This window comes from Stenotrophomonas tumulicola (genome assembly GCF_014117215.1).
Taxonomy (GTDB): domain Bacteria; phylum Pseudomonadota; class Gammaproteobacteria; order Xanthomonadales; family Xanthomonadaceae; genus Stenotrophomonas; species Stenotrophomonas tumulicola.
The window spans coordinates 1-23140 of the sequence record NZ_JACGXS010000002.1 but is presented as its reverse complement, the minus strand read 5'-3'; the positions used below and the strand labels follow the sequence as shown (position 1 = coordinate 23140).

General features: G+C 65.4%; 17 protein-coding genes. 5 read left to right on the top strand and 12 right to left on the bottom strand.

Annotated elements, in window-relative coordinates:
• Window positions 1–29: 29 nt before the first annotated feature.
• From H4O11_RS05725 to H4O11_RS05670, 12 genes are all read right to left on the bottom strand, one after another.
• Complete coding sequence (locus H4O11_RS05725; protein ID WP_246333313.1) at window positions 30–920, bottom strand: protein tonB; 891 nt, start codon at window positions 918–920, stop codon at window positions 30–32.
• A gap of 40 nt (window positions 921–960) precedes the next feature.
• A complete protein-coding gene (locus H4O11_RS05720; protein ID WP_246333311.1) occupies window positions 961–1725 on the bottom strand; it encodes an energy transducer TonB in 765 nt (254 codons plus the stop codon).
• A 186-nt stretch (window positions 1726–1911) separates the two neighbouring features.
• Window positions 1912–3642, bottom strand: coding sequence for a bifunctional isocitrate dehydrogenase kinase/phosphatase (aceK, locus tag H4O11_RS05715; RefSeq protein ID WP_182338447.1), 1731 nt, complete (start codon window positions 3640–3642; stop codon window positions 1912–1914).
• 124 nt (window positions 3643–3766) lie between these two features.
• The gene (locus H4O11_RS05710; protein WP_182338446.1) at window positions 3767–4126 is read right to left on the bottom strand and encodes a hypothetical protein; all 360 of its coding nucleotides are present in this window, start codon (window positions 4124–4126) and stop codon (window positions 3767–3769) included.
• Window positions 4127–4178: 52 nt separating this feature from the next.
• Window positions 4179–4592, bottom strand: coding sequence for a roadblock/LC7 domain-containing protein (locus H4O11_RS05705; RefSeq protein WP_182338445.1), 414 nt, complete (start codon window positions 4590–4592; stop codon window positions 4179–4181).
• Complete coding sequence (locus H4O11_RS05700) at window positions 4585–5133, bottom strand: GTP-binding protein (protein ID WP_182338444.1); 549 nt, start codon at window positions 5131–5133, stop codon at window positions 4585–4587. The genes H4O11_RS05705 and H4O11_RS05700 overlap by 8 nt, the downstream gene beginning before the upstream one ends.
• Before the next feature lie 2 nt (window positions 5134–5135).
• Entirely contained in the window at window positions 5136–6086 is a 951-nt protein-coding gene (locus H4O11_RS05695; protein WP_182338443.1) for a hypothetical protein, read from the bottom strand.
• A 251-nt stretch (window positions 6087–6337) separates the two neighbouring features.
• Window positions 6338–8569, bottom strand: coding sequence for an NADP-dependent isocitrate dehydrogenase (locus H4O11_RS05690; protein ID WP_182338442.1), 2232 nt, complete (start codon window positions 8567–8569; stop codon window positions 6338–6340).
• A gap of 357 nt (window positions 8570–8926) precedes the next feature.
• Window positions 8927–9424, bottom strand: a complete 498-nt coding sequence (locus H4O11_RS05685) for a hypothetical protein (RefSeq protein WP_182338441.1) — start codon at window positions 9422–9424, stop codon at window positions 8927–8929.
• A 67-nt stretch (window positions 9425–9491) separates the two neighbouring features.
• A complete protein-coding gene (locus H4O11_RS05680; protein ID WP_182338440.1) occupies window positions 9492–9782 on the bottom strand; it encodes a LysM peptidoglycan-binding domain-containing protein in 291 nt (96 codons plus the stop codon).
• A 91-nt stretch (window positions 9783–9873) separates the two neighbouring features.
• Window positions 9874–10692, bottom strand: a complete 819-nt coding sequence (gene queF / locus H4O11_RS05675; protein WP_182338439.1) for an NADPH-dependent 7-cyano-7-deazaguanine reductase QueF — start codon at window positions 10690–10692, stop codon at window positions 9874–9876.
• A gap of 251 nt (window positions 10693–10943) precedes the next feature.
• The gene (locus H4O11_RS05670; RefSeq protein ID WP_182338438.1) at window positions 10944–12269 is read right to left on the bottom strand and encodes a M20 family metallopeptidase; all 1326 of its coding nucleotides are present in this window, start codon (window positions 12267–12269) and stop codon (window positions 10944–10946) included.
• Window positions 12270–12455: 186 nt separating this feature from the next.
• Between H4O11_RS05670 and H4O11_RS05665 the strand changes: the two genes are divergently transcribed.
• The 5 genes from H4O11_RS05665 to H4O11_RS19255 form a co-directional block, all read left to right on the top strand.
• Window positions 12456–13694, top strand: a complete 1239-nt coding sequence (locus H4O11_RS05665) for an efflux RND transporter periplasmic adaptor subunit (protein WP_182338437.1) — start codon at window positions 12456–12458, stop codon at window positions 13692–13694.
• A 74-nt stretch (window positions 13695–13768) separates the two neighbouring features.
• On the top strand, window positions 13769–17008 hold the full coding sequence (locus H4O11_RS05660) for an efflux RND transporter permease subunit (protein ID WP_182338436.1): 3240 nt from the start codon (window positions 13769–13771) through the stop codon (window positions 17006–17008).
• Between the two features lie 34 nt (window positions 17009–17042).
• Window positions 17043–20165 (top strand): efflux RND transporter permease subunit, encoded by a 3123-nt coding sequence (locus H4O11_RS05655; RefSeq protein WP_182338435.1) that lies wholly within the window; start codon window positions 17043–17045, stop codon window positions 20163–20165.
• Between the two features lie 158 nt (window positions 20166–20323).
• Window positions 20324–22504, top strand: a complete 2181-nt coding sequence (yccS, locus tag H4O11_RS05650) for a YccS family putative transporter (RefSeq protein ID WP_182338434.1) — start codon at window positions 20324–20326, stop codon at window positions 22502–22504.
• A gap of 408 nt (window positions 22505–22912) precedes the next feature.
• A partial coding sequence (locus H4O11_RS19255; RefSeq protein WP_220466625.1) for a hypothetical protein occupies window positions 22913–23140 on the top strand: 228 nt, incomplete at its 3' end.

Sequence of the window (23140 nt, the reverse complement as noted above, 5' to 3'; positions counted from 1 at the left end):
CCCGATAGCCGACCGTCCGCCGGCAACGCTCACTCGCCGCCCAACGGCGTCAGCAGGCGCGGCCCTTGGCGATCAGCCATGTAGATTCCACCTTCGGCCAGCGTATCGGGAGAGAACCCGGGAGCATCGTCATCCGCCAACCACGGCGCCGAATATCGCGGACCTGGCACGTAAGCAACCCAGAGGCCCGGTGAGTCTTCTTCTTTCTGGCGATTCAGCAAAAAGCTCACTGGCACACGTACCGTCCAAAAGGGCGCATCGACATGGGGCCCCTCTGTCGGTGGCCGGAACGTCCACCGTCGCGCTGCGGCAAGCGCGCTGGACGACAGCGAATCCCGGACTTCCTGCATCTGCTTCTCCGTGCCCACGGCACGCAGGTTGACCTGCTCAGCCATTGCATCCTCGACTTTGCCATCACGGCCGATCCTGATGACGACATACACCGTCCCGGCCCCGCCCATGGTGCTTGCCGTATTGGGATAGGCCGGCGCCTTCATCGAGACCTTCTGCACCCGGGCGTTGCCCTCATCATCAATATTGCCGAAATCGACGCCACTGACATGGATCCGGACCTGCTCCTGCCCACCCTGGCTGGCGATGAGCCTGACACTCACGGAACTACGTACGGCCACGTCCTTTCCGTCAACTTTCACCGGTTCGAAACGCCACTTCTCCGCCGTCTGGCGAACGAAGCGCACCACGCCCGGCTCAAGCTTCTCCTCCGCCTCGAGCTCGAGGTTCGACACCGACCCGTCTGCTTCGATATCGATCTGGCCGCGCACCAGCGTGGTCCCGACAAGCTGCTTGCTGACTTCCGCGCGGCTGGCCGATGGGCTGGCGGATGCACCGGCTGCAGGCGAAGCCAGAAGCAACAGAGCCAGTGCAGCACCAACAGCACGCTTTCCTGCTTGATTGTCCATGCTTGATTGTTCCCTGCGAGATTCCTGGGTGGTACGGAAGTCAGCCGCCCAGCGGCGTCAGCAGGCGTGGCCCCTTGTCCAGGCCGACCATGTAGACACCACCCGCAGGCATCAGGTCCGACCCGCGTGCCTCCTCTGGCTTTGCCGTGCGCCAGGGCGCTTCTTCCTGCCGCGGTCCAGGGATGTAGGCCTGCCAAGCGGCGTAATCGTCCTTCGGCCTGAGGGTGTCGCTGATATCGAAACTGACCGGAACCCGCACCGTCCAGAAGGGCTCATCCACATGGTCGCCGGTCGTGGGCACACGGAATGTCCATCTGCGTGCCGCGGCAACGGCTGCCTTGCTCAGCGACTGCCGCATGTTCTGCATCATGCGCTCATTGCCCACCGTGCGCAGGTTGACCTGCTCGGCGACGACATCCCCCACGCTGCCATCACGCTCTATTTTCAACTGCAACAACACGGTACCCATGGCATTCATTGAAAATGCATCCGAAGGATAACGCGGCGGCGTCATCTTCAGGCCTACGGTGCTTTCGGTATCGTCGGGATCATAGTTGCTGAAATTCGCATCACTCAGCATGACCTGCATGCCGCCACCATCGGTCGTCCTGCCCGTTACACGGACGCGCATGGGTGCGCGCGCCGGGACGTTGATGCCGCCCTGCACGATCGGCTCGAAACGCCAGGAATCCGCGGATCGTTCAATAAAGCGGACGATCCCAGGATCAATCTTTTCGCGGCGGTCCAAGGCTACCTTCTCGACACTGCCGTCGGTGGCAATGTCGATGGTGCCGGTCAGCACCATGCTGGCCTCTGCCGTTGCACGGATCTGCTGCGCCGTGCGTGGCGTCTCCGGCTTGGCCGCATCGTCCGCGTGTGCAACGGGCAGCAACGCACTCATGGCCACCGCCAGCGCCCACATCATCGGGTTACGCATCGCACCTGCTCCTTGTGGATGAGGGGAGAAGACTACCATCGTCTCCGCCCGGTATCACGCAAGCCGGTGTTCCCCGGTGTAGGGCGGTGTATCCGGGTAATCCCCCGCCGCAAACCGCGCCTGTAGTCCACGCCACCATTGCGGATCGAACAGGTGCCCGAAGTGCTCCCGCACGGCTGCCAGCTCGGCAGCCGGCAGCCCCATGAACGGACCGAAGCGCTGGGGAAAGACATCATGCGGGCCCACGTGGAACCACGGCTCATCGGCCATGGCTTCTTCGTCATTGCGCGGCGTCGGCCAATCCCGGAACACGCAGTCCGTCACCAGGCACAGTTCATCGTAATCGTAGAACACCGCACGCCCGTGCCGGGATACGCCGAAATTCTTCGGCAGCATGTCGCCGGGGAAGATGTTGTTGCGTGCCATGTCGGTGATCGACTGCGCATAGTCCAGCACGGCCGCGCGTACCGCCGATGCCCCCTGCTCGCGCAGGTACAGGTTCAATGGACGGAAGCGCCGCTGTACATAGCACAGCGCGATCACCACCTCCTGCCCGTCCACGCGGACACTCTGCGCGCATTGATCCAACAGTTCCTGCAGCAACGCCGGAGCGAACCTGTCCTTCGGGAACCGGAGGTGCCGGTAAGGCTGTGCATCCAGCAGGCGTCCCGCGCGGTCGAGGTTGAATACCAGGGCGTACTTCTCCTCCACCTGCTGCCGCGACATCGCCTTCGGCCAGGCGAAACGGTCGCGTATCAGCTTGAACACCAGCGGATAGCTGGGCAGGGTGAACACCGCCATGACCATGCCCGGCGTGCCTTCGGCATGCACCAGCTGCTCGCTTGGCTGGTCGCGGAAATGGCTGAAGAAGGTACGGTAGCGCTCGGTTTTTCCCTGCTTGGCGCGGCCCAGCACGGTATAGATCTCGTCCACCGGCTTTCCCGGCAGCAGGCTGCGCAGGAATACCACCGCATCCCCCACCGTAGCCAGGTTGGCCTGGAAATAGCTGCGCGAGACGCCGAACAGGTGGGCCACGTCGCGGCGCCGGGTAAGCACCGCGTCGGCACGCAGGCCCTGTCCATCATTGACCAGCGCGATCACGCAGGGCGAGAAGCGATGCTCGCCAAACACCCGACCTACCAGGTAGGCACGACGCTCGCGGTAGAACACGGTGTCGAGCAGTTCGATGCTGCGCACCGGGTCAGCCCCCCAATGCGCCAGATCGTCCTGCAGGCGCACGGCAATGGCCGCTGCGCAGCGCAGTTGGTGCGCATAGGGCACCTCGAAGCGGTAGTCCGCCAGCACGCGCATCAGCGCATCGGCTGGTCGCGCCACCGACATCGCGTAGGCATGCCGCGCCACCGGATGGGTGATGGCATCGGATGGCTCGACGTCAAAGGCGATGAACTCCACCTGGGCGTCGACACCACGGGTTCCAAACAACCGCCGCGCCAGGGTGTTGTAGAAGGTCTTGTACAGTTCGGCGTCGATCAGCCCCTGCAGCAGCCCGGCATAATGGGCGTGGACCTGGAGCCACAACACGCGGTCGCCGATGGATTCCCTGGCCAGCCTGCGCAGCGTATCCATGCATGAGGCGATGCAGGTGTCATACAGGCCGATGCGCTCCACCGCGTCCAGTGGCGATGCGTCCCATTGGCGCGTCTCGAAGCGCAACTTTGCACGTGCGGTAATGGCCGCGAAGCGCGCGTGATAGTCCTCGAAGCCATCGCGTATGGCGATGGCGATCAGTGCCTCCAGGGGCATTGGGACATCGGTGCAGGACATGCAGGGCTCATCGCCGGGACCAGGCCCACCTTACGACGGCCGAAGGCGGCCTGCACAGTCCCAGTCCGGCGGACCCGCCTGCCCGGATACCGACCCGTGGCCGGCACCGGGCCGTCAGGCCGGGTCAGATCGCCAGCTCGCCCTCTACGTCCTGCACCTTGCGCCGTGCCAGCGCAAGGTTGGACTTGTTCCTGTCCAGCACGAGGTAGAAGAACAATCCCTTGCGTTTCGCGACCGGACGCATGATGTGGTACGCCCTGCCGAGCGAAATCAGGATGTCTTCGATGCTGTCGTTGAGGTTCAGCGAGGCAGCAGTCTTCATCTTGGCGCGGATCACCTCGGTGTTGCCCGCTGCTGCCACTTCCATGTCCATTCCCGAACCGGATTCGCCCAGCAGCATGCCGCTCTCATAATCCACCAGTGCTACCGCCTGCGCGCCATCGATCCCCATCAGCGCATCCAGTGATTCCTTGAGTCCTGCCATGTGTCACCCCGTCACGTTGAAATTGGAGCCTTGGATTTCCCTGCGGAGCGGCTCAGCTTCCGCCGAGTTCGGCCAGGACTGCCTGGCCACATTCGCGTGCGTTCCACAGCACCTGGCCGATGACGGTGCGCTGGTCGCAACCGGCCATCAGCAACAACGGCGCATTGCTGCCTGGCAGGGCCAGCATCAACACCTTGCCCTCGCCGGCTTCCAGCATCAGGGTCTGCAGCTCGCCCAGTGCCAGCTCACGTCCGACCGCTGCGGCCAGGCCCAGCATCGCGCTGGTCATCGCCGCCAGCCGCTCGCCATTGCCGCTGGTACCTGCCTGCACCAGCGCAAACCCATCCACGCTGGCCAGCACCACGGTGCGCACCCCTTCCACGCGGTCGGCGAACTGCTGCAACAGCGGGAGCAGCCGCGCCCGTTGCAGCGCATCGGGCATGTGGGCCTGGGTGCCGTCAGCCATCACTGCCCACCAGTGCATGTGCTTCCATCTCGCCCATCAGCACATCCATCAGCAGCATCCCCTGTAGACGCGTACGCGCATCCAGCGGTACCACCGGCACCACCAGTCCATCCAGCACAGCGAGGGTGGACAGCTGCTCCATCGGATCTTCGAGCGCGAGGTCAAGGCGGGTGACACCGACCACCACCGGCGTGCCACTGCCATGCAAGGCAAGTACCTGCAGGCTGGAAGAAAGCTCGTCCGCGCACCGCTGGCGGCTGCCATCGACCAGCAACAGCACTCCACTGGCACCTCGCAGCAGCACAGGCCACAGGAAATCGAACCGTTGTTGTCCTGGCGTGCCATAGAGGCGCAGGCGGTCGCCATTGGGCAGGTCGATGTCGGCGTAGTCCATCGCCACCGTGGTGGTGGCCTTGTCGGCGCCCAGCCGGTCGCTGTTGGCGACGTCGGTATCCACAACGCTGCCTGCAGCGATGCTGCGGACCAGGGTCGACTTGCCGCTGCCCATGCCACCGAGCACGACGATCTTGTACTCCCGCATGCTCATGCCCTCCCACGCATGCTGCGCCACATCCGTGCCAGCAGGCTGCCCGGTGGCGAGGTGCTCCCGCCGTACGCGATCGCGGCCGGCACCTCCTCCAGCTGCGCATGGCCGCTCAGGTAAGCGGCGTGCACGAACGAAGACACCACCACGTCAGGCAGGTCCAGCAGGCCTGCGCACTGTTGTACTGTGTGCGCGCGCTTGAGCAGCAGCGAGCACAGGCGGAAGCCATCATGGTCGCGGCCGAGCACGCGGAAGTCCGGCCAGCGCGACATCCGCACCGCCGCGCCCTGCCGCAGCCGATGATCCAGTGCATGCCACTGGTTGCTGCGCAGTCCCCACTGCCACAGCAATGGCCGCAAGGGCAGGCGTGGACGTTCCTGCACCATCTGCAGCGGCGTGCCGGCCACCTCATGCAGGCTCAACGCATCGAATTCCTCAACGATCGTATCCATCAGCAGCTCGCCATCGGCGTTCTGTGCCTGTGCCTGGTCCTGCGCGAGATCCAGCAGCAACAGCGGCTGCGCCTGCCGCTTCAGCATCAACTGGCAGTTCCGTAGTGGCAGGCGTTGCCGCAGCACCTGGGTGATCGCATGGCTGCCACGCGCCAGCTCCGGCAGCATCGTTGCCGCGTGGGCGGCGGCGGCAACAGGCAGCTGCATGCCGTGCAGCGCACTGGCGATGGCATGGTCGTCCAGCTCTTCGCCGGACTCCCCGCCCAGCAGGCGGCCGTGCTGGTCTTCCACCCAGCAGTGCAGGCGCGGGCGCCCGCGCAGCAGGTTGGCCGCCGCGTTGCGCAACGCAGGCGTGTCCCGGATCACCAACAGGTCACAATCGTCCAGGTCGCGACAGCCGCGTACCCGCCCTTCCGGCAGCGCGGCAACCCGCCGCAACCGACGCAGCAGTGCCTGTTCGCGTTCGATGTCGGCACCTACCACCAGGATCCTTGCCATGAACGTCCCCTCAGCCGCATCCCCGCGACTTTCGCAGCGTACGGGGGAGCCGCACCCGACTGACGTGATCGGCTGCTCAGAATGACCGGCAGAGCCCAGGCCAAACCGAAGAACTGAGACATGCAGACAGGAGGCAATTTCCGTGCCGCGATGGCAGGGCGCCTGTTGCTCCATGCACACTGCCAACCGGCCACAACGCAGAAGGCCCGCGCAATGCGCGGGCCTTCCGGGTAACCAGATGCTGCGTCCGATCAGCCCTGCAACTGCTCCAGCGCCTTGTTGAAGGTAGCGCTCGGGCGCATCGCGGCGGCCACCTTGGCCAGGTCCGGGCGGTAATACGCGCCGATGTCCACGGCCTTGCCCTGCACCGCGACCAGTTCCTCGACGATCTTCTTCTCGTTGTCGGTGAGCGCCTTGGCCAATGGTGCGAAACGTGCCTTCAGCGCCGCATCGTCATCCTGTGCAGCCAGCGCCTGCGCCCAGTACAGGGTCAGGTAGAAATGGCTGCCACGGTTGTCGATGCCACCCAGCTTGCGCGACGGCGACTTGTCGTTGTCCAGGAACTCACCGTTGGCCTGGTCCAGCGCCTTGGCCAGCACGCGGGCGGCGGCGTTGTCATAACGGTTGCCCAGGTGCTCCAGCGACGCGGCCAGCGCCAGGAACTCACCCAGCGAATCCCAGCGCAGGTAGTCCTCTTCGACGAACTGCTGCACGTGCTTGGGCGCAGAGCCACCGGCACCGGTCTCGAAAAGACCACCACCGGCCATCAGCGGCACGACGGAGAGCATCTTCGCGCTGGTGCCCAGCTCCATGATCGGGAACAGGTCGGTGAGGTAGTCACGCAGCACGTTGCCGGTCACCGAAATGGTGTCCTCGCCCTTGCGGATGCGTGCCAGCGAGAACGCGGTGGCTTCCACTGGCGGCAGGATGCGGATATCCAGGCCCGAGGTGTCATGGTCCTTGAGGTAGGCCTCCACCTTGGCGATGACCTGCGCATCATGCGCACGCGCGGCATCCAGCCAGAACACCGCCGGGGTGCTGCTCAGGCGCGCACGTTCAACGGCCAGCCGGACCCAATCCTGGATCGGCGCGTCCTTGGTCTGGCACATGCGCCAGATGTCACCCGCCTGCACCGGGTGCTCGAACACCACGTTGCCGGCCTCATCGGTGACCTTGACCACGCCATCGACCGCGACCTGGAAGGTCTTGTCATGCGAACCGTACTCCTCGGCCTTCTGCGCCATCAGGCCAACGTTCGGTACCGAGCCCATGGTGGCCGGGTCGAACGCACCGTTGCTGCGGCAATCGTCGATGACCGCCTGGTACACACCGGCATAGCAACGATCCGGGATCACCGCCTTGGTGTCCTGCAGCTTGCCTTCGGCGTTCCACATCTTGCCGGAGTCGCGGATCATCGCCGGCATCGACGCATCGACGATCACGTCGCTGGGTACGTGCAGGTTGGTGATGCCCTTGTCCGAGTTGACCATCGCCACGCCCGGGCGCAGTGCGTACTCGGCCTGCAGGTCGGCTTCGATGGCCGAACGGGTGGCATCCGGCAGCGACGGAAGGCGCGCGGCCAGGTCGCCAATGCCATTGTTGGCATCGAATCCGGCCTGCTTGAGCACGTCGGCATGCTTGGCCAGCACGTCCTTGTAAAACTCATTGACGGCCACGCCGAACATGATCGGGTCGGAGACCTTCATCATGGTGGCTTTCAGGTGCAGCGAAAACAGCACGCCCTGCGCCTTGGCATCGGCGATCTGATCAGCGATGAAAGCGGCCAGTGCACTGCGGCTCATCACCGCGGCATCGACGATCTCACCGGCCTTGACGGCGGTCTTTTCCTTCAGCACCACTGCGCTGCCGTCGGTGCCATGCAGGGTGATCTTCAGGCTGCCGGCACCGGCCAGCGTGGCCGACTTCTCGCTGCCGTAGAAATCGCCCGACGCCATGTGGGCGACATGCGACTTCGAATCCGACGCCCACGCGCCCATGCGATGTGGATGCTTGCGGGCGTAATTCTTGACCGACAGCGGCGCGCGACGATCGGAATTGCCTTCGCGCAGCACCGGGTTCACCGCGCTGCCCTTGACCTTGTCGTAGCGCGCCTTGACATCGCGCTGCTCGTCATCGGCCGGGTTTTCCGGGTAATCCGGCAACGCATAACCGAGGCCCTGCAGCTCCTTGATGGCCGCCTTCAACTGCGGCACCGATGCGGAGATATTCGGCAGTTTGATGATGTTGGCTTCCGGGGTGGTCGCCAGCTGGCCCAGCTCGGCCAGGTCATCGTTTACCTTCTGCTCATCCTTCAGCCGCTCCGGAAACAGCGAGAGGATGCGGCCGGACAGCGAAATGTCGCGGGTTTCCACGGCGATACCGGCAGTTGCGGTGAACGCACTGACGACCGGCAGCAGCGACTGGGTGGCCAGGAACGGCGCTTCATCGGTCAGCGTGTAGAGGATCTTGGGCGTATTCGACATGGGGAACGTGGACTCTATGGCGGATCTCAGGGGAAGGCAGGCGCAAGCACCGGCCACGTACTGGCATATCTGGCGGCCAAGACGCAGGGGTGCCGGCCACCTCTTCCGGGCCGCATTCCAGCAACAGGCATGCGACGGGGAAACTCCTGCATTGTCGCCATTTCCAGGCCACACGGCAAAGCTGCGCCATACGCGCAGGTATTGGAAGGAGAGACGCAGCCGCCGCGATTGCTGGCAGATGGTGCAATGATCCCGACGCGCCGGGGCGCGGGCACGGCTGCAACAAAAAAAGACGCAGCCTTGCGGCTGCGTCCATCGTGAGCCCACTACCGGGAGAGAGTCGGTAATGCAGTGGACTTACTTGACCTCGAACTCCTGCGGCGTTCCGGCCGCCTTGCCATCTACCATGACTTCCGCACGGTATTTGCCCGCCGGCCAGCCATTGGCGTTCTTGAAACTGATGTTGGTGGTCTCGGCACCGGTGGTGTTGAGCGCTGCGCTCTGCTCACCCGCCACCTGGCCATCCTGGAACGTCAGCTTCGCGCCCACGTTTGCATTGTTCGCTGTTCCGTCGGTACGAACCGAGACGATGATCTCGTCCTGAGGTGCGAACAGCGCTGAAGTAGCCACGGATTTATCCGCAGCAGCCGTTTTGCCGACAGTTACCGAAGAAACATTTACCGATGCGGCTTCAGCCATCGGTGGCGGGGCACCGGTCATGGGGGCCGGAGCGGTATCGGTGGCCGGCGGTGCGTTGACGTCGGTCGCCGGTTCGTTCTTCTTGCAACCCACCAGCGCGACGCTGCCAAGCAGCGCGACCAGCAGGCCATTGCGAAGGGTGTTGGTACGGGTCATCGGGTTTCCTCCAAGGGTTCAGCGGAACAGCAGCAGGTGCCGGCTTGCTTCGGCCGGCTTATTTCGCTTATTTCGGTGGCAGCTTCAGGACCTGCCCGGGCTGGATCTTGTCCGGGTCCTTCAGCACGTCCTTGTTGGCATCGAATATCTTCTGCCACGCGTTGGCATCGCCATAGTGCTGCTTGGCGATCCTGGACAGCGAGTCGCCCTTTTCTACGGTGTACGTGCCGCCCACCACGTCGGCCGTGCTGTCCACGGATCCGCTGACACCGGAAAAATCGGCTTTGGGAACCTGCTGCGCGGTGCTGTCGACATTGGAGCTGACGCCAGAAAAATCGGCCTTCTTCTCGGTACTCATCCACCCACTCCCATCTGCAGGACTTCGTGGCTGGCACGTTCTCACACAGGTTGTTAAATAGGGATGGTTTTAATGTGAAGCCAACCAGGCCCTACTGGCGTTGTTCGCGGTAGATCGCAGCAGGTGAGGCAACACCCGGGCTGGCCCGCCATGGATTGATGTCCAGGCCACCCCGTCGCGTGTAGCGGGCTTCCACCTCAAGCCACTGCGGCATGCAACGCTGGCTGACCTCGTTGAAGATGCGCTCCACGCACTGCTCATGGAACTCGGCATGCTCGCGGTAACTGACCACGTAGCGCAGCAGGCCAGCCCGGTCGATACGCGGGCCGTGGTAACGCACGCTGACGGTGGCCCAGTCCGGCTGGCCGGTCACCGGACAATTGGACTTCATCAAGGCCGAGACCAAGGTTTCCTCGACCAGGTCGGTGGCGTCCGCAGACAGGTACTCCGCGTGCGGCGGTCCATAGCAATCGATATCGACGTCGAGTCCATCGATGCTCTCGCCGAGCGGGCTTTCACGCAGCGGCGGCAAACCAAACGCCACCTGTACCGGGGCACCGGCGCATGCCGACAGGTCCTTCGCGATGCAAAGCCGCAGCGACTCGGCGCCGTCGAAACGCGCACTGTTGAGCGAGTTGAGGTACAGCTTGAACGACTTCGATTCAATCAACCTCGGTGACGTGCACGGGACCTGCACGGTGGCCACTGCCACCTGCGGCTTGCCACGCAGGTCAAGCCAGCCCAGTTCGAAGGCATGCCAGCGATCGTGCCCGACGAAGGGCAGCGCGGCCTCGTCGATATCGATCTCCGCGCGAGCCGCCGCGCGGGGGATGGGGAACAGCAGGCCGGGGTCGTACTGCGACGGATAGCTGACCTCGCGGCCGAGGCTGGAATTCTGTGGGGTGTTCATCTGCCTATTGTAATGACCCCATCAGGGGGGGTCGAACGGGTGGAACCCCACGCGGCGGGTGGCATTTCACGCTGCATCTGGGGGTTGGCCGGCAGAGCGGGTCCATGACCCGCTGCCATTCGCGCGATGCCGGAAACAAGAGCAGCGGGGCATGGCCCCGCTCTACCCATCTCCATCACCCCTTTCCCCGCCGGGCATGGCCCGGCGCTACCCGACGCCGCATGGACGTGGGCGTTGCTGTTGCCGTTGCTTCAGCTCGCCGCAGGCGCGGGCGCTCCATTGAGGTAATCCAGGCTTACCTGCAGCAAGGCGCGCAGGCCCACGTCCAGCGCCTTCTCGTCCAGCAGGAACTTCGGCGAATGGTTGGCCGGCGCTGTCGCCGGGTCGATGCCTTCGCTGGTGGAACCGACGAAGAAGAACATCGCCGGTACTTCTTTGGCGTACAGCGAAAAGTCCTCCGCGCCCATCTGCAGCGGCGGCTCGTAGACATTGTCCTTTCCCACCACGGCCTGCAGGCTGGGCAGCATCCTGGCGGTCAGCGCCGGATCGTTCACCGTGGCCGGGTTGCCCTCTTCCTCGTAGATCTCGGTCACCGCCTTGGCACCGTGTGCGGCAGCGGTATGCTCGGCCACGTTGCGCAGGTCGGCGAAGATCTGCTGGCGCATGCCCTCGTCGAAAGTACGGATCGTACCCACCATCTCCACCTCGTCCGGGATGATGTTGTAGCGGATGCCCCCGTTGATGGCCCCGAAGGTCAGCACGGCCGGCTGCTTGGACAGATTGGCGCGGCGGCTGACGATGGTCTGCGCCGTGCCCACCAGGTCGGCCGTCGCCACGATCGGGTCCACCCCGTTCCACGGTGCCGAGCCGTGCGTCTGCCTGCCGACCACCTTGATGCCGAAGCGGTCCGAGGCCGCCATCAATGGACCACCGCGCACTGCGATCTGTCCGGCCTGTACGCTGGAGAACACGTGCAGCCCGAACACCGCCTCCGGCTTGAAATCGGCGAACAGGCCTTCCTTCAGCATCAGCGCCGCACCACCCTCCTCCGGCGGCGGAGCGCCTTCTTCAGAGGGCTGGAAGATCAGCATCACCTGTCCCGGCAGGTCTTTGCGCATGGCCACCAAGGCCTCGGCCACCCCCAGCAGGGTGGCGGTATGCGCATCGTGGCCGCAGGCATGCATCACCCCGACCGACTGCCCGCGATAGGTGCTGGTGGCCTTGGAAGCGAACGGCAAGCCGGTCTGTTCGGTCACCGGAAGGGCATCCATGTCCGCACGCAGGGCGATCTTCGGGCCCGGCCTGCCACCTTCGATGATCGCCACCACGCCATGATGGGCGATCCCGGTCCGGGGCTTCAGTCCCATCGCACGCAGGCGCTTGGCGACCTCGGCGGAGGTCCGTTCCTCGCGGTTGGACAGTTCCGGGTGTTGATGGAAATCCCGGCGCCATTCCACCACCTTGGCCTGCAGGCGCTCGGCGGCGGCAGCCACCTCGGGGCGCTCGGCGGCCTGGGCATGGGCAAGCACGGGCAGGGCCAGCAGCAGGGCGGATGACAGCAGCGCGCGACGGGGCATGGGGATCTCCACGAGAAGGATTTGTACCGAATGTAGGGCATGCCGGTGCCGTCGGGAACCTTCGGCGCCACGGCCGGTCCGAGCACCCGTCCCATTTGGCATGCAGGCAGTGGCACGGACCGCAGGTATGCTTGGCACCTTGCCAGCCGGGCCCTGCGCCCGGCCCAGCCCCCAGGAGTGAACGGAATGTCGCGTTTGTGGAAGATCGTGCTGCTGGTGGTGGCAGTGCTGGTGGTCGTATTCGTCGGCCTGCGCATGGCTGGCGGCGACAAGGACAAGGCTGTCGGAGATACCGCGGCGGCAGGTGACCGCGGCGGCCAGGCCGACAATGCGCCGGTACCGGTGACCGTGGTCGACGCCGTCCGCCAGGACGTGCCGGTCTATGCCAGCGCGCTCGGTACGGTCAGCGCAATGAACACGGTAACGGTCAGCCCGCAGATCGGTGGCCAGCTGATGAGCCTCGACTTCCGCGAAGGCCAGGAAGTGAAGAAGGGCGACGTGCTGGCAGTCATCGATCCGCGCAGCGCACAGGCCAGCTATGACGAAGCAGCGGCGGCAAAGCGCCAGAACCAGGCCCTGCTGGCCACGGCCCGGTCCAATTTCCAGCGTTCCAGCGCACCGGAATACCAGCAGTACGTGTCCAGGACCGACCTGGACACGCAGCGCAACCAGGTAGCGCAGTATGAAAGCGCGGTAGCGGCCAACGAGGCCAGCATGCGTGCCGCGCAGGTGCAGTTGCAGTACACCAGGGTCACCGCACCGATCACCGGCGTTGCCGGCATCCGTGCCGTGGACGCCGGCAACGTGGTCAGCGCCGGTACCGCGCTGGTGACGCTGACCCAGATACATCCGATCCACGTAGTGTTCAACCTGCCCGAGCGCCAGCTGGGCGACGTCCGCACCGCGCAGCAGGCCGGCCCGGTGCAGGTGGCCGCGCTGGACCGCACCGATGCGCACGTGGTCAGCGGTGATGGCCGGCTGGACGTGGTGGACAACCTGATCAGCAGCGACAGCGGCACCTTCCGCGCGCGCGCCCTGTTCGACAACAACGACAACCTCCTGTGGCCGGGCCAGTTCGTCAACGTCCGCCTGCAGCTGCGCACCATCGACGGCGGCATAGTCATCCCGACCCAGGCCGTCATGCGTGGCCCGGATGGCGAGTACGTGTATGTAGTGCAGCCCGACAACACGGTGAAGATGCAGACCGTGCGCAGCGGCGTGGAGGTCGGTGACAGCCAGGTGCAGGTAACCGAGGGCCTCAAGGGCGGCGAGCGGGTGGTCAGCGAAGGCCAGTTCCGGCTCAAACCGGGTGCCAGGGTCACTGCACTGAAGCCTGGAGAAACACCGGCTGCACCGACCGAAGCCGAACTCAAGGCCGCCCAGCAACAGAGCGGCGGTCGCCGTGCCGGCGGTGGCCCGCGCTGACCGCGGCCACCCCTGACTTATCGACGCCGGCGCCTTCGCCGGCGTCGCCATGACGTTCCAGCAAGGATCCGCCCGTGGGCTTTTCGACGATCTTCATCCGCCGCCCGATCGCCACTTCGCTGCTGATGGCAGGGTTGCTGCTGCTCGGCATCCTCGGCTACCGGGCGCTGCCGGTTTCGGCGTTGCCGGAGATCGATGCCCCCAGCCTGGTGGTGACCACCCAGTATCCCGGTGCCAACGCCACCACCATGGCCGCGCTGGTAACCACCCCGCTGGAGCGCCAGTTCGGGCAGATTTCCGGACTGGAACTGATGACGTCCGATTCGTCGGCCGGCCTGTCGACCATCATCCTGCAGTTCTCGATGGAACGGGACATCGACGTGGCCGCGCAGGACGTACAGGCGGCGATCCGCCAGGCCACGCTGCCGTCATCGCTCCCCTACCAGCCGGTCTACAACCGGGTGAATCCCGCCGACGCGGCCATCGTCACCCTGAAGCTGACCTCCGACACGCGCCCGCTGCGCGACGTCAACAACTACGCCGACTCGATCATCGCCCAGCGCCTGTCGCAGGTCCAGGGCGTGGGCCTGGTCTCCATCGCCGGCAACGTGCGTCCGGCCGTGCGCATCCAGGTCAATCCGGCGCAGCTGTCGAACATGGGCCTGACCCTGGAAGACCTGCGCAGCGCACTGACCCAGGCCAACGTCAGTGCACCGAAGGGCTCGCTGAACGGCAAGACCCAGTCCTACAGCATCGGCACCAACGACCAGTTGACCAGTGCTGCCGAATACCGCGACACCATCATCAGCTACAAGAACGGTGCGCCAGTGCGCCTGTCCGACGTCGCCAGCGTCGTCGATGGCGTGGAAAACGACCAGTTGGCCGCGTGGGCCGATGGCAAGCCCGCCGTCCTGCTGGAGGTACGTCGCCAGCCTGGTGCCAACATCGTGCAGACGGTGGAGCGCGTGCGTGCGCTGTTGCCGCAGTTGCAGGGCGTGCTGCCTGCCGACGTGCACCTGGACGTGTTCTCCGACCGCACCGAAACCATCCGCGCCTCGGTACATGAGGTGCAGTTCACGCTGATCCTCACCATCGGCCTGGTGGTGGCGGTGATCTTCCTGTTCCTGCGCCGCCTGTGGGCGACGATCATCCCGTCGGTGGCCGTGCCGCTTTCGCTGGCCGGCACCTTCGCAGTGATGGCCTTCGCCGGCATGTCGCTGGACAACCTTTCGCTGATGGCGCTGGTAGTGGCCACCGGCTTCGTGGTCGACGATGCGATCGTGATGATCGAGAACATCGTCCGTTACATCGAGCAGGGCAAGAGCGGCAAGGAAGCGGCGGAGATCGGTGCGCGCCAGATCGGCTTCACCGTGCTGTCGCTGACCGTATCGCTGGTGGCGGTGTTCCTGCCGCTGCTGCTGATGCCCGGCGTCACCGGCCGCCTGTTCCATGAGTTTGCCTGGGTGCTGAGCATCGCGGTCACGTTGTCGATGCTGATCTCGCTGACGCTGACACCGATGATGTGCGCCTACCTGCTCAAGCCGGACGAACTGCCGGAAGGCGAGGACGCGCACGAGCGCGCGGCGGCAGCCGGCAAGGAAAACCTGTGGTCGCGCATCGTCGGCCTGTACGAGCGCAGCCTGGACCGGGTGCTGGCCCACCAGCGTGCAACGCTGGCCGTGGCCGGTGCTGCGCTGGTGCTGACCGTGCTGCTGTACGTGCTGATCCCCAAGGGCCTGCTGCCCGACCAGGATACCGGGCAGATCACCGCCGTGGTGCAGGCGGACCAGAACATCGCCTTCCCGCAGATGCAGCAGCGTACCCAGGCCGTTGCCGAGGCCCTGCGCAACGATCCTGCGGTGACCGGCGTGTCGGCGTTCATCGGCGCCGGCAGCATGAACCCCACGCTCAACCAGGGGCAGCTGTCGATCGTGCTGAAAGAGCGCGGCGAGCGCGATGGCCTGGACGTGATCCTGCCCCGCCTGCAGGACGCGGTCGCCGGCATTCCCGGCATCGCGCTGTACCTCAAGCCGGTGCAGGACGTTACGCTGGATACGCGGGTGGCCGCCACCGAGTACCAGTTCGTGCTGTCCGACGTGGATGCCGAGGAGGTCGCCAGCCAGGCCACGCGCATGACCGAGGCCCTGCGCCAGCGTCCGGAGCTGGCAGACGTGGACAACAACCTGTCCAACCAGGGCCGTGCGCTGGAACTGACCATCGACCGCGACAAGGCCAGCGTGCTGGGCGTACCGATGCAGACCATCGACGACACGCTCTACGATGCCTTCGGGCAGCGCCAGATCTCCACCATCTTCACCGAACTCAACCAGTACCGCGTGGTGCTGGAGGTAGCACCGGAGTTCCGTACCAGCACCGCGCTGATGGAGCAGCTGGCCGTAGCCTCCAACGGCACCGGCGCGCTGACCGGCACCAACGCCACCAGCTTCGGCCAGGTCACCTCGTCCAATTCGTCCACCGCGACCGGCATCGGCAACCAGAACACCGGCATCACCGTGGGCGCTGGCGGCATCATCCCCTTGTCTGCCTTGGCCGACAGCAAGGTGACCAACGCCCCGCTGGTGGTCAGCCACCAGCAGCAGCTGCCGGCGATCACCATCTCGTTCAATGTCGCGCCGGGCTATTCGCTGGGCGATGCGGTACGTGCCATCGAAGAAACCCAGCAAACCCTGCAGCTTCCCACGCAGGTGCACGCGCAGTTCATCGGCAAGGCCGCTGAATTCACCGGCAGCCAGACCGACGTGGTGTGGTTGCTGCTGGCATCGCTGGTGGTGATCTACATCGTGCTGGGCGTGTTGTATGAGAGCTACATCCACCCGATCACGATCATCTCCACCCTGCCGCCGGCCGGTGTCGGCGCATTGCTGGCACTGATGCTGAGCGGACTCAGCCTGTCGGTGGACGGCATCGTCGGCATCGTGCTGCTGATCGGCATCGTCAAGAAGAACGGCATCATGATGGTGGACTTCGCCATCGAAGCGCGTCGCACCGGTGCCAATGCCCACGAGGCGATCCGTCGCGCCTGCCTGCTGCGCTTCCGCCCGATCATGATGACCACTGCCGCCGCCATGCTCGGCGCGCTACCGCTGGCACTGGGCACCGGGATCGGTTCGGAGCTGCGCCGGCCGCTGGGCATCGCGATCGTCGGCGGCCTGCTGCTGTCGCAGCTGGTGACGCTGTACACCACGCCGGTGATCTATCTGTACATGGAACGCTTCTCAGAGTGGCTGGCGCAGCGCCGCGAGCAGCGCGCCATGCGCCATGCCGATGGTCAGGTGCAGGAGCCACGGGCGTGAGCATGGCGATGGCAGGCCGCACAGGAGGGCATCGATGAACATCTCCGGTCCCTTCATCAAACGGCCGATCGGCACCACCCTGCTGGCGATCGGCTTGTTCATCATCGGCCTGATCTGCTACCTGAAGCTGGGCGTTTCGGCGTTGCCGAACATCCAGATCCCGGTGATCTTCGTGCATGCCAACCAGGCCGGCGCAGATGCAACGACGATGGCGTCCACCGTCACCGCGCCGCTGGAGCGCCACCTCGGCCAGTTGCCGGGCATCGATCGCATGCGTTCGTCGAGCTCGGAAGGCAGCTCGCTGGTGTTCATGATCTTCCAGAGCGACGTCGACATCGATTCGGCGGCCCTGGACGTGCAGACGGCGATCAATTCGGCACAGGCCGACCTGCCGGCCGGGCTCGGCTCGCCGATGTATTCCAAGGCCAATCCGAACGACGACCCGGTCATCGCGATCGCGTTGACATCGGAAACGCAATCGGCCGACGACCTGTACAACGTCGCCGATTCACTGCTGGCCCAACGCATCCGCCAGATCACCGGGGTGTCCTCGGTCGACATCGCCGGTGCCTCGACGCCGGCGGTGCGGGTGGACGTCAACCTGCGCCTGATGAACTCGCTGGGGCTGACCGCCGACGACCTGCGCAACGCGGTGCGCGCGGCCAATGTCACCTCGCCCACCGGTTTCCTGAGCGACGGCAACACCACTACGGCGATCATCGCCAACGATGCGGTGGCGCATGCGTCCGACTTCGCCAACCTCATCATCAAGACCGGTTCGGACGGGCGCGTGATCCGGCTGCAGGACATCGCCAACGTCTACGATGGCCAGCAGGATGCGTACCAGGCAGCGTGGTTCAACCACAAGCCGGCGGTGGTGATGTACGTGTTCACCCGCGCTGGTGCCAACATCGTCGAAACCGTCGACCGGGTAAAGGAACAGATCCCCACCCTGCGCGATTACCTGCAGCCCGGCACCACGCTTACGCCTTACTTCGACCGCACGCCGACCATCCGCGGTTCGCTGCATGAAGTGCAGATCACCCTGCTCATCGCGCTGGCGATGGTGGTGCTGACCATGGCGCTGTTCCTGCGCCGGCTGGCCCCCACCCTGATCGCCGCGATTACCGTACCGCTGTCGCTGGCCGGTGCGGCACTGGTGATGTACGCACTGGGCTTCACCCTGAACAACCTGAGCCTGCTGGCGCTGGTGATCGCGATCGGCTTCGTGGTCGACGATGCGATCGTGGTGATCGAGAACATCATGCGCCACCTGGATGAAGGCATGCCGCGCATGCAGGCCGCGTTGACCGGTGCGCGCGAAATCGGCTTCACCATCGTGTCGATCACTGCCTCGCTGGTGGCGGTGTTCATTCCGCTGCTGTTCGCCAAAGGCATGATGGGTGCGTTCTTCCGCGAGTTCACCGTCACCCTGGTGGCCGCCATCGTGGTGTCGATGGTGATCTCGCTGACGCTCACCCCGGCACTGTGCAGCCGCTTCCTGAGCGCGCATGCCGATGCCGGCAAGCCGACCCGCTTCGGCCGCTGGCTGGACGCCGGCCACGACCGCATGCTGCGCATCTACACCAGGCTGCTGGATTTCTCGCTGCGCCACGCCCTGTTGCTGTCGCTGACGCCACTGCTGCTGATCGGTGCCACGGTGTTCCTGTTCGGCGCGGTGAAGAAAGGGGCGTTCCCTCCGCAGGACACCGGGCTGATCTGGGGCCGTGCCAACTCCAGCGCTACCGTGTCCTTCGAAGACATGGTCAACCGCCAGCGCCGCATCACCGACATGCTGATGGCCGACCCGGCGGTAAAGACCGTTGGCGTGCGCCTGGGCAGCGGCCGCCAGGGCTCCAGCGCGCAGTTCAACGTCGAGTTGAAATCGCGCAGCGACGGCCGCCGCGAGACCACCGCGCAGGCGCTGTCACGCCTGAGCGCGAAGGCCGACCGCTTTCCTGACCTGCAGTTGCGCCTGCGTGCCATCCAGGACCTGCCCAGCAACGATGGTGGCGGCGCCAGCCAGGGCGCGCAGTACCGTGTATCGCTGCAGGGCAACGACCTGGCACAGTTGCAGGAATGGTTGCCGAAGCTGCAGGCGGTGCTGAAGCAGAACCCGAAGCTGGCAGATGTCGGCACCGACGTGGATGACGCCGGCCTGCGCCAGAACATCGTGATCGACCGGGCCAAGGCCGCACGCCTGGGCGTCTCGGTCGGCGACATCGACGGGGCGCTGTACGGCGCCTTCGGCCAGCGCCAGATCTCCACCATCTATTCGGACATCAACCAGTACAGCGTGGTCGTCAACGCACTGCCCGAACAGACCGCCACGCCCGGAGCGCTCGACCAGGTGTACGTGCGGGCAAGCAACGGCGACATGGTGCCGATCACCGCGGTGGCCGAGCAGGTTCCCGGCCTGGCGCCTTCGCAGATCACCCATGAAAACCAATACACCACGATGGAGCTGAGCTACAACCTGGCGCCGGGTACCAGCATGGGCGAGGCACAGGCCATCATCAAAAGCACGGTGGACGGCATGCGCATGCCGGGCGATATCCGTTTGGCCGAAAGCGGCGGTTTCGGCTTCGATTCGGACCCGATGGAGATGCTGATCCTGGTCATCGCCGCGATCATGACCGTGTACCTGGTACTGGGCATGCTGTACGAAAGCCTGATCCATCCGGTGACGATCCTGTCCACGCTGCCGGCGGCAGGCGTCGGCGCGTTGTTGGCGCTGTATGGCACCAACACCGAACTGTCGGTGATCTCGATGATCGCGCTGGTGCTGCTGATCGGCATCGTCAAGAAGAACGCGATCATGATGATCGACTTCGCCGTGGTGGCGCAGCGCGAGCACGGCAAGAGCGCGCTGGAGGCCGCGCGGGAAGCCAGCATCGTGCGCTTCCGCCCGATCATGATGACCAGCATGGTGGCGATCCTGGCGGCGGTACCACTGGCGATCGGCATCGGCGAAGGCTCCGAGCTGCGTCGCCCGCTGGGCATCGCGATGATCGGTGGCCTGCTGTTCTCCCAGAGCCTGACCCTGCTCAGCACCCCGGCGCTGTACGTCATCTTCTCCTGCCTGGCGCAGCACTGGCGCAGCTGGCGGGCCCGTCGCCGCGAAAAGAAACTCCTCAAACGCGCCGCCCGCGCCTGACAACCCATGCATGGGTAGCGCCGAGCCATGCTCGGCGGCTCCCATTCCCGCACTGCGGAACGTCCGCCGAGCATGGCTCGGCGCTACAGCGCGCGATCCCGCCCCCTTTTTCACGTCGGTGCCGCAATAATGAGGGCTGATGTCGCTGCCGAGCCCGCATGCCCGCCCGAGAATCCCGTCTTAGCCGCCTGTGGGCGCATGAAAAGGCCAGTTATGGCCTGCGGGTGTTCATCGCCCTGACCGCGGCGATGGCGCTGTGCTGGCACCAGGATGCGCTGCCTGCGCTGCCTGGCGTGTTCCTGGGCATCATCGCCAGCGCGATTGCCGAGACCGACGACAATGCCTGGGGACGCACCAAGGCCGTGGTGTTGTCGCTTCTGTGCTTCTGCGTCGCCGCTGCCGCCGTGGTCTGGCTGTTCCCGCTGCCGTGGCTGTTCATCACCGCGCTGGCATTGTCCACGTTCGGGCTGACCCTGCTGGGCGGACTTGGCGAGCGTTACGCCTCCATCGCCCAGGCCACGGTGACGCTGGCCATCTACACCATGATCGGGCTCGAGCAGCATGGCGCCGATGACTGGCGCTCGTCGCTGGATGCGGTCGGCCACCTGCTGGCCGGCGCTACCTGGTATGGCCTGCTGTCGATCCTGTGGACCACCCTGTTCGCCAACCGCCCGGTACGCGAGCGGGTGGCGCGCCTGTACGTCGAACTGGGCCGATACCTGCAGTTGAAAGCCGCCTTGTTCGAGCCGGTGCGCGAAGCTGACCTGCAGCGGCGCCAGCTGGCCCTGGCCGAACAGAATCGCCGGGTGGTCGAGGCGCTGAACATCGCCAAGGCGGCCATCCTCGCCCGTTTCGGTCGTTCCGGCCGCCCCGGCGTGAACTCCGGCTTGTACCTGCGCCTGTATTACACCGCGCAGGATTTCCACGAACGTGCCAGCTCCTCGCATTACCCGTACGGCGCGCTGGTCGATGCCTTTTTCCATAGCGATGTGCTGTACCGCTGCCAGCGCCTGCTGGACCTGCAAGGCCAGGCCTGCGCGCGGCTGGGTGACGCCATCCGCCTGCGCCGTCCGTTCGTCTACGGTGACGGCAATCAACAGGCCGGGCGCGACCTGGTCGATTCACTGACCTTCCTGCGCGGGCAGCAACACCCCGGATGGCAGCGCCTGCTGGCCTCGCTGGACCTGCTGGTGCACAACCTGCAGAGCATCGAGCGCCGCCTGCTGGATGCCGAACACTCGGACACCACGCTGGACAACGTCGATACACGCCTGCGCGACAACAATCCGCACACGCTGCGCGAGATGGGCGTACGCCTGCGCCAGCAGCTCACGCCGGGGTCGGTCCTGTTCCGCCATGGCCTGCGCATGGCGCTGGCGCTGATTGTCGGTTTCACGGCGATCTCGTTGTTCGACTTCCAGAACGGCTCGTGGGTACTGCTGACCATCGTGTTCGTCTGCCGGCCGAATTTCGGTGCTACCCGGCAACGGCTTGCACAGCGCATCGCCGGTACGCTGGTCGGCCTGGTACTGACCTGGGCGTTGTTGCAGCTGTTCCAACAGCTGCATGCACAGCTGCTGATCGCCCTGCTGTCGGCGCTGCTGTTCTTCTTCACCCGCACCGACCGCTACCTGATGGCCTCCGGCGCGATCACGGTGATGGCGCTGACCTGCTTCAACCTGATCGGTGATGGCTTCCTGCTGATCGTGCCGCGCATGGTCGACACCGTGCTGGGCTGCGCCATCGCGGCTGCCGCCTCGTTCCTGATCCTGCCCGACTGGCAGGGACGGCAGCTCAACAAGGTGCTGGCCCGCGTGCTGGACAGCGCTGCACGTTACCTGGAAGCGGTACTCGGCCAGTACCGCAGCGGCATGCGCGACGACCTGGCCTACCGGGTCGCACGACGCGACATGCACAATGCCGATGCGGCGCTGTCCACCGCACTGTCGAACATGCTGCGCGAGCCCGGACGCGTACGGCGCAACCTGGATGCCGGCTTCCGCTTCCTGGCACTGTCCAACACACTGCTCGGGCATCTTTCAGCGCTAGGCGCACATCGCGACCAGGTGGACAGCTTCGCCCAGGATCCGCTGGCACTGTCGGCAGGCGAACGCGTGCAGCAGTCGTTGCAGCAACTGGCCACGGCACTGGCGCAGCGACAGCCGATCACCGATGGCGACAACGACGGTGACCGTGCCATCGCCGAACAGCTGGAGCAGTTCGACGATGCCATGCCGCCGAAGCTGCAGTTGATCCGCACCCAGGTTGCACTGGCGCTGCGCCTGCTGCCCAAGCTGCGCACCGCAGCCAATGATGCAGTGCAGGTGCCATTGCGGTAGGGGCGGCGAACGGCCGGCCCCTCGCGGCCGGTGGCGTTTCGATGGCATCGGGTTGGCGACGGGCGGGTGACCTGGTAGAGCGGGGCCATGCCCCGCTGCCGTTGGCGCGATGCCGGAAACAAGAGCAGCGGGTCATGGCCCCGCTCTACCCATCACCCCATTACCTACCGCCGGGCATGGCCCGGCGCTACCTGACGCTGCATGGACCTGTCGAAGGTGAGGCGGATGGCTTGGCGCAAGAACGAACTGGTAGAGCGGGGCCCTGCCCCGCTGCCGTTCGCGCGACGCCGGAAACAAGAGCAGCGGGGCATGGACCCGCTCTACCCATCCCCATCACCCCATTCCGCCGGGCATGGCCCGGCGCTACCCGATGCCGCATGGACCTGTCGAAGGTGGGGCGGATGGGGTATGCGCAAGAACGAACTGGTAGAGCGGGGCCATGCCCCGCTGCCGTTCGCGCAATGCCGGAAACAAGAGCAGCGGGGCATGGCCCCGCTCTACCCATCTCCATCACCCCTTTCCCCGCCGGGCATGGCCCTCGGTGCTGCGCGCCTCTGCGGAGGGCACGGCGCTGCAGGCACTGTGATCCATGGCTCAGCGGAAACCGGCAAGCGTATCGCGCATCATCTCGAGCAC